Here is a 12,738-nt window from a genome sequence, read left to right as displayed (position 1 = left end):
CCGGATGCGGTGGGTGAAGCTGACCGCAGCCGGGCCGTCCGCATCGCCCGGTTCTAGGCCGGGGCCCTGGTCAGAGGTGGAACCACGCGGACCAAGGTCGGCTCGTTGGTTCGGCGGGTCAGTTGGACGACGTACGGGCCCTCCTCCAGGTCTTGGGTATCCAAAGCCAGGCCGGCGGGGGTTCGCTGGGCCTCGCGGATCACCTGGCCGGTGCGGTCGATCAGCTCGATCAGGAGCGTGTCCGGCTCGGCGTCGAAGACGAGGGCTGGGCCGTGGACTGCCGGGCCGATCTCGTGCAGGTAGTGGCTGATCTCGTCGGCCAGGACCAGGGGAGGCGGATCGCCCCACCACTTCGGGATCACCTCGATCTCCTCCCAGGGGCCGGGGATCATGTGCGTGTCAACGGTCATCCGGGTGCCGATGCGGTACCGGGTGACGTCGGCGCCGGTCACCTTGAGGTAGCAGGTCGACCACTCCGGCGGGTACATGGTCCGCTTGCGGACACCGGTCCAGCGCTCGAGCTCGACGCGGCGCTCGTCGTACAGGACGAGGTCGAGCGGCCGGTCCGCGTCGGAGATCGTCACCGCGGGACGGGAGAAGATCGTCCGCTGCGGCACCTCGAGCCGGAAGAAGTCCTCGTTGACCACGGAGGTGCCGCCGCCGATGTACGGCGAGATCGTGCGTTCGCGGTGCAGGGTCGCGTCGTACGTGCCCGGACCCCAGCTCCGGTGCAGGAACGGGCTCCACCGGTTCACCTCGAACAACATCGGCGCCGCCGACTCGAACGAGTCGTTGAGCTCGAACCCGTCACGCGGCAGCAAAGCCGCGCGGCGTCCCACCACCAAGCTGTACGCCGTGACGCCGCTGCCCGTGATCCGGATCCGGTAACCACCGGGCGGCAGCAACCCGCTGAGAACGATCCGGCCGGTCGTCGCCGATCCGGTCCGCACCATGTCGTCCGGCCCGCGCCCGTCCGGATCCTCGGCCTCGACCATCACGCCCAGCGTGCTCAGCCGCTCGTAGAAGTCGACCGTCACCGTCGTGGTGGAGAACTTGTCCACCGTGAACCGCCAGTAGTCGGTGTCCCCCGCCTTCGAACGCGTGGTGAACGGTCCGAGCCCTGGCTGCAGCGCGCCGCCCGGACCGGTCGCGATCAGCGTGCGCGCGGTCGCCGGCGTGTTGTTCGGCTCGCCACTGTCCGGAATGGTCGAGCTCACCGCGGCGAACAGCGCCGCGAAGGCGTCCAGCCCCCGGCTGACCTTGCCGTCACCCGGCCAGCCGGTCTCGACCAGGATCCGCCGGATATCGTGCGCGCTCAGCGACTGGTTGGCGGCCCTCATCATCGCGGCCACTCCGGCCACGATCGGCGCCGCGAACGACGTCCCGCTCGCGAGTCGTCCGGACGGGTTGTTGCCGTCCGGCATCACCGGGATCCCGGTGCCGGGCGCCCAGAGCCCGACCGAGGAGCCGAAGTTGGACTTCGGTGCGGCGGTGTCGTTGGTGTCCAGGTTGCCGATCGTCAGCACGTCCGGCGTGCGCGTGGCCGGCCGGATGTTCTCGTCGTCGGGAAGGTTCAGCCCCGAGTTCCCGGCGGCGGCGATCATCACCACGCCGTTGTCGGCGGCGAACCGGAAGGTGCGGTCCCAGGTGCTGGTCGGGAAGAACAGCTCGGTCTGTCCCCAGGTGCCGATGCTCATGTTCAGCACGTCGATGCCCCAGGCCGCGCACATCCGCGCGCACCGCATCATGTGGTCGATCGAGATGTCGGTGCGGAACACCATCGGCTGCACCACCAGCCCGCCGCTGCCGGCAGCTCCCAGCGAGTTCGCCACCGTGGCCGCGGCCGCGCTCACCACCGCGTTCCCGTGCCAGGGCGACGAGCCGGACGACATGCCACCGGCGGGCGTGCCCTCCGCCATCAGGTTGAGCTGCATCACCCCGGTCCCCAGATCGGATCCGGTCTGCCCGAGCGCCACGTTCGGCGCCCCGCCGCCGTCGAGCCAGAAGCCGTCGTCCAGCACGGCCAGTACGACGAACGGACTGCTGCCCATCCGCTGGATCGAGTCCATCAACTGCCAGGCCTCGACGATCCTGCTCCGCCCGGCGAACGCCGACCAGGTGAACGCGTTCGACCCCACTCCCGGCACCGGCCCCTCGGTCGCCGTACTCAGCGGCATCGCGAACGGCTCGCCGAACAGGTTGAGCCCGGCAGGCCGCTCCTCCAGCGAGCACCGAACGGCCAGGGCGGCGACGGCGGCGCCCATGTCACACGTCGTCACGACCTCGCCGTGGAACGCCTCGGCAGCCCGCGCCAGCAGGTCGTCCTGACCGTCGACCCGCGGCACCTCCCGGAACTTCAGCCGGAGCGCGACCGGCTCCTCCCCACGGACCTCTCGAACCTCCAGCCCGTCCGGCGGCGACGGCAGCTCGCCCGTGCCGAGCAGCTCCGCGCCGTACCGGCCGGTGAGCTCCTCCACCAGGTCGCGGTCCTCCCTGTCGACCAGCAGTTCGTCGGCCGCGTACAGAGCCGCGCTGCTGTCCTGCGGCCCGAAGGCCGCGACCGTCCTCCCGGTTCGGCGGCCCTTCCATTCGGCGAAATGCGCCAACAGACCCGCGTCGTCCACCTGCATGTCCCCCACCCCTCTACTTCGGCGCAGTGCGAAGCGCCCCCTTGGCCGAGTGTGCCTCCGGCTGCCGTGCACAGCCAGAGGTCACTCGGATGTCTTGTCCCGACAGAACCAAGATGCCTGCGAAAAGCGTCTTTCGGCATGACCACTTCCTGCCTGTGGAGGACTCTTGCGTCATCGCCGGACCATCTCCGTCCTGGCGGTCGCGCTCATCGCGAGCGCACTGCCACCCACCGCCCAAGCCGCCCCGCCAACCCACGCCGCCCAGACCCCACCGCACAAGAACACGTCAACCAGCCGGATCACCCTGGTCACCGGAGACCGCGTACAGGTCACCAGCCGCCCCGGCCAACCAGAGAAGGTCGTCTTCGAACCAGGCCCGACCAGCCGCTCCACGGCTGCCGTCACCACCTACACCAACGGCCACACGTACGTCGTACCGGAGGCCGCGCGGAAAGACGTCTCCAGCGGCCGGCTCGATCGAGCCCTGTTCGACGTCACCACGCTGATCGCCGAGGGCCAGGACGACGCCAAGTCGAAGACCCTGCCGGTCATCGTCCGGTACGGCGGCGCGCAGCCCAAGCAGCTCAAGCAGCTCAAGCAGCTCAAGGGCACCACGAACTCCCGCACCCTGAAGAGCATCAACGCCCAGGCCACGAAGGTCGAGAAGACCAAGGCCGCCGACTTCTGGGACACCGTCCAGGGCGTCCAGAAGGTCTCCCTCGACCGCACAGTGAGCGTCCAGCTCGATCAGAGCGTGCCGCAGATCGGCGGACCCGCCGCCTGGGAGCGCGGTCTGACCGGCAAGGGCGTCAAGATCGCCGTGCTCGACTCCGGCATCGACCCGAACCACGCCGACTTCACCGGCCGGATCGGCGCCCAGCAGAACTTCACCGACACCGCGGACACCGTCGACCACCACGGGCACGGCACCCACGTCGCCAGCATCGCGGCGGGCACCGGCGCGGCCGACGGAGGCAAGCACAAAGGCGTCGCCCCGGACGCCACACTGCTGATCGGCAAGGTCCTCGACGACACCGGCTCCGGCAGCTTCTCCGGCATCATCGCCGGGATGGAGTGGGCGGCCGCTCAGGGCGCCGACGTGGTCAACCTGAGCCTCGGCAGCCGGGAGCCGTCCGACGGCACCGACGAGGTGTCCCAGGCCGTGAACCAGCTGACCCGGACCACCGGCACCCTGTTCGTAGTTGCTGCGGGCAACTGCTTCTTCCCGCAGCCCGGCACGGTCACCTCGCCCGCCGCGGCCGACGAGGCGCTGGCGGTCGGCAACCTCCAGCGCGACGGCTCGCTGAACGACAGCTCCTGCCGTGGCCCGCGGGCTGGTGACGGCGCGATCAAGCCCGAGCTGTCCGCACCCGGTACCGGCATTGTCGCGGCCCGCGCCGCCGGCACCGAGCTGGGCGAGCCGGTGGACGACAACTACACCGCCCTGAGCGGTACGTCGATGGCCTCACCGCACGTGGCCGGTGTGGCCGCGCTGGTTGCCCAGGCCCACCCGGACTGGCAGGCCGACCGACTCAAGGCCCAGCTGATCTCCACCGCCGACCCCCAGCAGGGCCGGGTCGACGAGGAGGGCGCCGGTCGGGTCGACGGCGACCAGGCGACCGACCAGTCCGTCACGGTCGACACCGGCGAACTGGAGCTCGGCACACTGCGCTGGCCCTTCCCCGCCAAGGAGGAGCTGACCAAGACCCTCACGTACAGCAACCCGACCAGTGAGCCGGTGACGCTCCAGCTCGAGGCGTCCACAGCGGAGACTCCCCAGCTCAGCGCGACCCAGCTCGTCGTACCGGCCAACGGCACCGCGGCAGTCCAAGCCACCTTCGACCGCGCAGCAGCAGGCGTCGGCAAGTACTCCGGCCGGATCACCGCAACGCCGGCCGGTCAAGACCCGATCGTCACGACGTACGGCTGGTACGCCGAGCCCGAGATGTACGACCTGACCATCCAGGGCATCGCCAAGGACGGCAGCGCGGCGCAGACGGACGTCAACATCGCCCGCCTGGACGGCGACCCGATGCCGGACAACACCCTGCCCCTGCGCGACGGCAAGGTGACCGCGCGGCTCGCTCCCGGCCGGTACGTCGTCTCGACGGTCCTCTTCACCGACCCGACGGACAGCCGGGCGCGGGAGTACTCGGTCCTGTCCACCAACGAGCTCCAGGTCGACAAGAACCTCACCACCACCCTCGACGCCCGCACGGCCAAGCCGATCGACCTGACCGCTCAGGGCGCCACCGGAATGCCCGCCAGGGAACGAGCAATGGGCTACACGCTCAAGAACACCGACGGACTCATCACCGGCGGCACCGGCATCTCGTGGACCGGCGCGGCCCGCCTGACCAGTGCCACGCCGACAACCAAGCTCACCACCGGCAGCTCCGAGTTCGCGCTGGGTGCCAGGCTCGAGCGCGCGCCGTACCAGGCCAAGGTCCGAGGCGGCAAAGCGTTCGAGGTGCTGGACTTCTACTTCGGTCCGCGCTTCACCGGTACCAAGAACCTCCCGCTGTACGACGCCGGCACGGCGACTCCGGAGGAGCTGAAGGGCGCGAAAGGCAAGCTCGCCCTGATCAGGCTCAGCGACTCCGACCCGCGCTGGAACGGCCAGGTCACCCGCGCCGCCGAGGACGCCGGCGCGGCCGCGGTGCTGCTCTACAACCCGGACTACCCCGGCATGAACGGCGTCTCCAGCTACTGGGCGTACGGCGATCAGGACGCGACTATCCCGGCCATGCGCACCTCGAGGGCCAACGCCCAGGCCTTGCTCAAGGCGATGCCTGCCACGATCCAGGTGAGCGGAGTGGCCAGTACGCCGTATGTCTACGATCTCATGCAGCCCTGGGCCAACCAGATCCCGGCTGCCGGCACCCACACCGTCAAGAAACACCAGCTGGCGACGGTGAGCGAGACGTTCGGCAGCCACACCCCCGGCATGCAGACGTCGGAGTCGCGCGGCACGTCCACGCCCGGTGGCAACCAGTCCGGCGGCTGGCTCGTACCGACCTTCGCCACACCGTTCCACCGGGTCTCCTACGTCCAGGCCGATCACGGACTCAGCTGGGAAAGCGGCGTCTACTACAACAACACCGACGACGGCGGGGCGATGGCGGCTCACGGTGCCCCCGTCATCTACCGTCCAGGCCGAAGAAGCGCCGAGCGTTGGCTCAAGCCAGTACTGCTCAGCGGTCTGCCGGCAGGCGTGCAGTACACGCAGTACGTCGACGGCGGTCTGCAGTTCCAGGTGAGCCCCTTCCAGCACCAGCAGGAGTGGGCTGCCCCGTACAACAACCCCGACAGCCTGCTCACCCTGGAGCGCAACGGTGAGCAGGTCGGCACTGCCGAGGACACCGGCATCTGGCTGGAGCTGCCCGACGACGCCGCGAGCTACAAGGCGACCCTCGACACCCGCCGGGAGAGCAACTACTGGAAGTACTCCACCCAGGTGAAGTCCACCTGGACCTGGAGGAGCAAGGGCGGCGCCGACGAGGTGATGCCGCTGGTCCTGGCCGATCTCGACGTACCGCAAGCCGATGCGACGAGCCAGGTCCGCACCGGCAGGCCGACGGCCATCACCTTCGGCCTGCGGCACCAGACCGGTTCGCAGAGCACGGCGAAGTTCACCAAGGCCACGCTGTCACTCTCGTACGACGGCGGCCGGTGGACCGACCTGCCCCTGAAGACGACCGCCGACGGCCGCTGGATCACCACGGTCACCCACCCGAACAGTCAGGCCGGTCAGGCACCGTCCCTCAAGCTCACCGGGACCGACGCCGACGGCAACGCGCTCGAGCAGGAGGTGACCCGGGCCTACGGACTGGTCCGCTGATCGAGCGGTCGCGGCTCGACGAGGCCGGTGTCGTAGGCGAGGATCACTGCCTGCACCCGGTCTCGCAGCCCGGTCTTGGTCAGCATCCGGCTGACGTGCGTCTTGACCGTGTGCTCGGTCAGGTGCAGGGCCGCCGCGATCTCCGCGTTTGAGTTGCCCTCGGCAACCAGTCGGAGCACCTCGCGCTCGCGCGCGGTCAGTTCGTCCAGCCGGCCGGACTCGTCGGGGTCCGGCCGGCCGCGGGCGAAGCGGTCCAGCAGCCGTCGCGTCACCGGCGGTGCGAGCAGCGCGTCGCCGTCGGCGATCACGCGGACCGCGTTGATCAGCTCGTCGCGCGAGGAGCGTTTGAGCAGGAACCCGCTGGCCCCGGCGCGCAGCGCGTCGTACACGTACTCGTCGAGGTCGAAGGTGGTCAGGATCAGCACCCTCGGCGGGTTGGGGGCCTGGACCAGGCGGCGGGTCGCCTCGATCCCGTCCATCACCGGCATCCGGACGTCCATCAGCACCACCCGCAGATCGAGCAGCGCGGCGGCCTGCCGGATCGCGTCCGCGCCGTCGACGGCCTGCGCGGCGACCTCGATGTCCGGCTGCCCGTCCAGGATCATCGAGATCCCGTCCCGGACCAGGTCCTGGTCGTCGACCACCATCACCTTGATCATCGGGAAGCCTCAGCAGCCAAAGGGATTCGGGCCGCAATCGTCGTACCGCGTCCTGGTGCCGCATCGATCGTGAGGGTCCCGTGGTGGATCCGGACCCGCTCACGCATCCCGGCCAGCCCGTGCCGGCCACCCGTCCGTGCCACCTCCGGGTCGAACCCGTGCCCGTTGTCGCTGACCTCCACGCGCAACTCGTCGGCCAGGACCTCCAGCATCACCACCACCTTGGTCGCTTCCGCGTGCCGCACCACGTTCGTCAACGCCTCCTGCACCAGCCGGTACGCCGCCAACTGGTGTCCCGTCGGCGCCAGCTCGGTGTCGCCGTGCACGTCCAGCTCGACGGTGAGCCCGTCGTGCGCCACGTCCTCCACCAGCCGCCGCAGGTCGGACAGGCCAGGCTGTGGAGTCAGCTCCGGGTCCGGTACGCCGTCGGCATCGCGCAGCGCCGACAGCATCCGGTCCAGCTCACCCAGCGCACGCCGTCCGGCGTCACCGATGCGCTGGAACCCTGCCAGCACGTCCTGGTCGCCCCGGGCGATCAGGTCCGGGCCGGTCTCCGCCTGGATCACCATCAGGTTCACCGCGTGCGCCACGACGTCGTGCAGGTCTCTGGCGATCTGCGACCGGCCTTCCAGCAGGACCTGGAGCTGCTCCTGCTCCTGGGTCTTCTGGACCAGCGCCGCCTCACGCTGAGCGGCCCGCCGGTTCTGCAGGGCGAGCCGGGTGAGCAGTCCGGTGGCCCAGGCCAGTGCCAGCGACGCCGAGAGCCAGACCGGCCAGATGCGGTGCAGCAGCTCCGCCATGCGGCGGTCGCTGACGGAGTACAGCCCGTCCACGACCAGTCGGGCCGCCGCGCCGTCGTGGAGCAGCCAGCTGATCACGCGGAGCGCGATCAGCGTCGTACCGGCATACAGGGCGGACTTCCACCAGGTGCGGTGGACTCCGATCGAGTAGAGCGCCAGGGCGAACGCAGTGATCAGCACCCACTGCGTCTGAGCCAGTGGGTAGACCAGCAGACAGGTGGCCGCCAGCGCCAGCAAGGGGATCTCAGGGATCTTCCGGCGCACCGCCAGCGAGGCCGGCGCTGCAGCAGCCACGAGGAGGACCCACTGCTGCGCATCGGTCCAGTCGCCACCCACCGGGTCGTTCTGCAGCTCGCGGACCACCAGTACGACGAGCCCGGCGGCCACGACGCCGTCCAGCCAGGTCCGGAAGACAGGATCGTCGAGCAAACGCAGCAGCTGGTTGCCCAGGGCAGCGGACGTCCAGCCCCTGCTGCGCACGAAGCCACCGGCTGCAGCGCTCACTGCCAGCCCAGCGCAGACGAGCAGCGTCGACGACCAGGCCGGCGGCAACTCGGCATTCAGGTAGTCGAACGGCCCGAACGACACCAGGTGCCGCACAATCGGGATTGCCAGGACGACGAGCGCGCTCAACGCTGCCTGCCGCCGTGGACGGCCGAGGCCCAGGAAGAACATGGCGAGTGCGGCACAGGCCAGCACCGGTAACGGTTCGCCAACAGGTGTGGCGAGGATCGAGGCTCCCGTCAGCACCACAGCGGGCACCTCGGGCCGGCGGCGGAGCAGAACCAGCGAGAGCGGCGAGAGCATCACCAGCTGGGCCACTGTCGATGACGACGGGTAGAACGAGTTCCAGGGCGGGGAGATCCACAGGTAGTAGCCGTCGACGACCACCGTGAAGAGCGCCGCGACCACGGCGTCCACCACCAGCCGTCGCACCGTACGGCGGCGTGGGGGCGCGGGCACGGCGTCAGCGGTCACTCAGCCATTCTGCGGGCACGCACGGCCCCAGGCCGTCACTCTTTGGAGTGATCCCCCCGGCGTGGCGGCTCACTCGAACCGGCGACCGCAGCTGGCTCTTCGCGGCGATGTGGTGGAGGGGGCCGCGCGGCGAGGGTCGAAGCATGACCATCGGTTCGCTTGTTCGCCCAGCTGTCCGGACCCGTCGTCCGGTCCTCCCCCTGGTTGCCGTCGGCATCGTTTTCCTGGCGCTCTGCCTCTGGCATTGGCCGCCGATCTCGCTCCAGTACGACCTGCGCGTGTACGTCGTCTCGGCCCAGGCGTTCCTGCACGGCCAGGACATCTACACGGCCCACCTGGCCTACCCGAAGGACATGGCGCTCGGCTTCACCTACCCGCCGTTCGCCGCACTGGTCTTCGCACCGGTCGCACTGCTCGGTACGGCGGGTGGCCGCGTACTGATGTCCCTGGTGAACGCATCAGCCCTGCTGGTGATCGGCATGGTCACGCTGCGTGCGCTGAGGCCGCACTGGTCGCGCTATCGCGTCGCCGCGATCGGCATGGCCGTCGGGGCCGCCGGTGTGGCGCTGGAGCCGGTCCGGTCGACCTTCGACCTCGGCCAGGTCAATCTGATCCTCACCGCGCTGCTCCTGGTCGACCTGCTCGGCCACCTGCCCTACCGGTTCCGCGGTGTCCTCGTCGGCGTGGTGACCGGCATCAAACTGACGCCGGGCATCTTCATCGTCTACCTGCTCGTCACCCGCCGCTACCGCGAGGCCGGCACGGCGGCCGCGGCGACGATCGGCACGATGGTCGCCGGGGCGATCGCGATGCCGGACGCGTCCCGGCAGTTCTGGGGCCGCTACATCTTCGACCCGAGCCGGCCGGGTGCGACGCACTTCATCAGCAACCAGGCCTGGCGCGGGGTCCTCGCCCGGGTCAACGGCGGGATCGACGGCATCGCGCCGTACTGGCTGCTGGCCGTAGCGATCACCCTCGCGCTGGGGTTCGTCGTCGTCAGGAGGGCCTACGAGCAGGGGCTGGTGCTCGAGTCGGTGCTGCTGACCTCACTGGTCGGTGTGCTGGTCTCACCGATCTCCTGGACCGGTCACTGGGTCTGGGCCCTGCCGGTCATCGCCGTACTGGTGCACCGGGCGCTGCAGACCCGGAGCGCCGCGCTAACTGGGCTGGCACTCGCTTGGCTGGTCACGACAGCCTTCGGACTGCCTTGGCACACGCCATACCTGGGCGACAAGGAGTACACCCACCACGGGCTTCAACTGGTGGCCGGCAACTCCTACGCCCTGTGTGCGGTCGCGACCATCGGCCTGGCCCTCTACTGGATGCGTCGCCGTGCTGCGTGACCGCCGCATCCTCGTCCTGGCCGGCCTGGTCGCCCTGTTGCCGGTCCTGTACACCCTGTATGCCGGTTCGCTCGACCTGAAGGTCTACCGGACCGGCGGCTACGCCTGGCTGCACGGAGTCGGCCTGTACTCCGAGCACTTCGCCGACCTCGTCCCCGGCATCCGGCTGCCGTTCACCTATCCCCCACTCGCCGCGATCCTGTTCACCGCCCTGTACGCCGTACCGTTCACCGTCGCCGAGCTGCTCATGAACGCGTCCAGCGTCGCCGGACTCGCAGCGACCCTGCTGGTGGTCAGCGCTCGCCTGCACGGCTGGAACCGGCGTGCGGTGGTCACCGGGCTGTTCGGCGTACTGGCGGCGATGGTGCTGGAGCCGGTGCGCTCCACAATCGGCTTCGGCCAGGTGAACCTCATTTTGATGGGCTTGGTCGCGCTGGACTGCCTGCTGCCGCGCACCCGCTGGCCACGCGGCCTGCTGGTCGGTCTGGCCGCTGCGATCAAGCTGACCCCGGCCGTCTTCGTCGTCTTCTACCTGGTACGACGGGACTACCGGTCCGCCGCCGTGTCAGCAGTGAGCTTCGCCGGCTTCACCCTGCTCGCCTGGTGCCTCGCGCCGGGTGACTCGCGCGGCTACTGGTTCGGCGTGCTCTTCGACCCAGACCGGATCGGCGGAGCGACGTACGGGTTCAACCAGTGCTTCCAGGCCGTGCTGGCGCGGGTCATGGACGAGGGAGTCGCTCGGACCGTCGTCTGGCTCGCGCTCGTGGCCACGAGCGGCGCACTGACCTGGCTGGCCGCCTGGCGCCGTAGAGCCGAGGGCGACGACGTCACCGCGCTGCTGGTCGTGGCCGTCTGGGGACTGCTCGCCTCACCGGTCAGCTGGTCACACCACTGGGTGTGGATCGCCCCGGCGGTGCTGGTCCTGCTGACCAAGCGCCGGTTGCTGTGGACAACGGCGCTGGTGTTCGTGGTCGGCCCGCACACGCTCCTCCCGGCAGAAGGGCGCGACTGGTCGTTGCTCGAGCACGTCGTCGGTTCGGCGTACGTGCTGATCGGTGTGGGGTTCCTGATCAGCCAGAGCGTCGTACGGGCTCAGGAGGAGACGAAGTCGGCCGCTCTGATCCGGTAGACCTGCAGGTTGAGGTCGTAGTACTTGTCGGTCTCGCCGACCCACTCCATGCCCAGCCGCTGGGCGGTCGCGATGGCGCGCTTGTTGTTCGGCCGCGCGACCGCGTACAGCTCGTCGGTGTCCGCGTCGTCGAACGCCCACTTCATCAGCGCCCGGCTCGCCTCGCTCGCGAAGCCCTGCCCCCAGGCGGCCGGCTTCAGCTGCCAGCCGATCTCCAGGTCCTCCTCGTACGGCGGCAGCAGGCGGATCAGCATCCCGCCGATCACCTCGCCGTCGTCCTTGCGGACGACCGCCCACCGCCCGGCGGGCACCACGAAGTTCGGCTGGGCCTCGATCCATGCCCCCAGCACCATCTTCATCGTCGCCGCGTCCGCCACCCGCTCGATCGCCGGCGACAGCCACTGCGCGACGTCCGCCGCCCCGTAGATCTCGAGCGCGGCCTCCGCGTCCCCCTCGACCCAGTCCCGAATCAACAGCCGCTCAGTCTCCAGAGTCACCGTCACCTCTCCAAGGTAAACCGCGCCCGCAACCCCAGCATCGGGTCGACCAGCCCGGACAACCAGCAACGTGGCGTGCTCGCCGCAGGCGCGGCCGCCTGTGAACCGGTCCGCTCCGGTCCTGCGTTACCGTGCCGGCCCATCTATCATCCCCGGATGAGACGTCCCCTGATGGCAATCGCCGGCGGACTGGTGCTCGCACTCGCGACGGCCTGCTCCTCCGGCGGGACCACCGCCGAGCCGCGCGCAACCGCCACGACTTCGGGCACCCTTCCGCAGGTCTCGTCGGCCTCGAGCCCGAGCCCGACGCCGGCTCCGGCAAAAGTCCGGCCGTCCGGGGTGGCTGACACAGTTCCGCTGCGCGCGTTCCCGATCCTCACCTCACCGTGCAAGTACCTGCGCCGGGCCGGCTTCCTGGAAGCGAAGGGAACCCAGACCTGGCGCGCCTACGAGTCGAAGAAGACTCCGCGCAGCTCGGACTGGGCCAAGTTCGCGATGTTTCCCGACCTGGCGCGGGCGGCCACCCAGGGGTCGCAGTGCACCGCGGTCGCGAGCGCGAAGCGCGGCGTCGTGCTGAGCGTCTTCGTCTTCAGAACCACCCCCGAGGCCACACGGCAACTCGCACCTGACCAGAACTGGCCGCGGCTGGGCGAGCAGGCCGACCTCGGCTCGGTCGACCGCGGCGGCTCCGGTTTCGTCCGCGTCGGTCGCGTGATGATCCACGTCACGATCCTGTACGACGACCTGGCCGGCGAGGCCGGACGGCGAGCGGTCCACGGCGTCCTAACCGATCTGATGCCCGGACTCCCGACGGCCTAGAACCGAAACAGCCCGGCGTACCACTCCAGAAGGGTGGTACGC

General features: G+C 69.8%; 8 protein-coding genes. 4 read left to right on the top strand and 4 right to left on the bottom strand.

What is annotated here, in order from left to right; translation table 11 throughout:
- Positions 1 to 53: 53 nt before the first annotated feature.
- Positions 54 to 2,630 carry a S8 family peptidase gene (locus ABD235_RS25770; protein WP_344178465.1) on the bottom strand — a complete coding sequence of 859 codons (2,577 nt, stop codon included), beginning with the start codon at positions 2,628 to 2,630 and terminating at the stop codon, positions 54 to 56.
- Between the two features lie 166 nt (positions 2,631 to 2,796).
- Between ABD235_RS25770 and ABD235_RS25765 the strand changes: the two genes are divergently transcribed.
- Entirely contained in the window at positions 2,797 to 6,471 is a 3,675-nt protein-coding gene (locus tag ABD235_RS25765; protein WP_344178463.1) for a S8 family serine peptidase, read from the top strand.
- Here ABD235_RS25765 and ABD235_RS25760 read toward each other — a convergent pair.
- Positions 6,453 to 7,130, bottom strand: coding sequence for a response regulator transcription factor (locus ABD235_RS25760; RefSeq protein WP_344178459.1), 678 nt, complete (start codon positions 7,128 to 7,130; stop codon positions 6,453 to 6,455). The two genes, ABD235_RS25765 and ABD235_RS25760, sit on opposite strands and share 19 nt — an antisense overlap.
- The gene (locus ABD235_RS25755; protein ID WP_344178457.1) at positions 7,127 to 8,908 is read right to left on the bottom strand and encodes a sensor histidine kinase; all 1,782 of its coding nucleotides are present in this window, start codon (positions 8,906 to 8,908) and stop codon (positions 7,127 to 7,129) included. The genes ABD235_RS25760 and ABD235_RS25755 overlap by 4 nt, the downstream gene beginning before the upstream one ends.
- 143 nt (positions 8,909 to 9,051) lie before the next feature.
- Here ABD235_RS25755 and ABD235_RS25750 point away from each other — a divergent pair, with 143 nt between their 5' ends.
- Positions 9,052 to 10,251 carry a glycosyltransferase 87 family protein gene (locus ABD235_RS25750; RefSeq protein ID WP_344178455.1) on the top strand — a complete coding sequence of 400 codons (1,200 nt, stop codon included), beginning with the start codon at positions 9,052 to 9,054 and terminating at the stop codon, positions 10,249 to 10,251.
- The gene (locus tag ABD235_RS25745) at positions 10,241 to 11,380 is read left to right on the top strand and encodes a glycosyltransferase 87 family protein (RefSeq protein ID WP_344178453.1); all 1,140 of its coding nucleotides are present in this window, start codon (positions 10,241 to 10,243) and stop codon (positions 11,378 to 11,380) included. Before ABD235_RS25750 ends, ABD235_RS25745 begins: the two co-directional genes overlap by 11 nt.
- Here the strand turns inward: ABD235_RS25745 and ABD235_RS25740 are convergent.
- Positions 11,344 to 11,883 (bottom strand): GNAT family N-acetyltransferase, encoded by a 540-nt coding sequence (locus ABD235_RS25740; protein WP_344178451.1) that lies wholly within the window; start codon positions 11,881 to 11,883, stop codon positions 11,344 to 11,346. The two genes, ABD235_RS25745 and ABD235_RS25740, sit on opposite strands and share 37 nt — an antisense overlap.
- Positions 11,884 to 12,033: 150 nt before the next feature.
- On the opposite strand from ABD235_RS25740, the gene ABD235_RS25735 reads away from it, so the two are divergent.
- Entirely contained in the window at positions 12,034 to 12,696 is a 663-nt protein-coding gene (locus ABD235_RS25735) for a hypothetical protein (RefSeq protein WP_344178448.1), read from the top strand.
- Positions 12,697 to 12,738 lie beyond the last annotated feature (42 nt).

Origin of the sequence: Kribbella lupini (assembly GCF_039529595.1) — a bacterium.
Lineage (GTDB): Bacteria > Actinomycetota > Actinomycetes > Propionibacteriales > Kribbellaceae > Kribbella > Kribbella lupini.
Note: the sequence above shows the minus strand (reverse complement) of the source record. Positions and strands in the feature narration are given on the sequence as shown.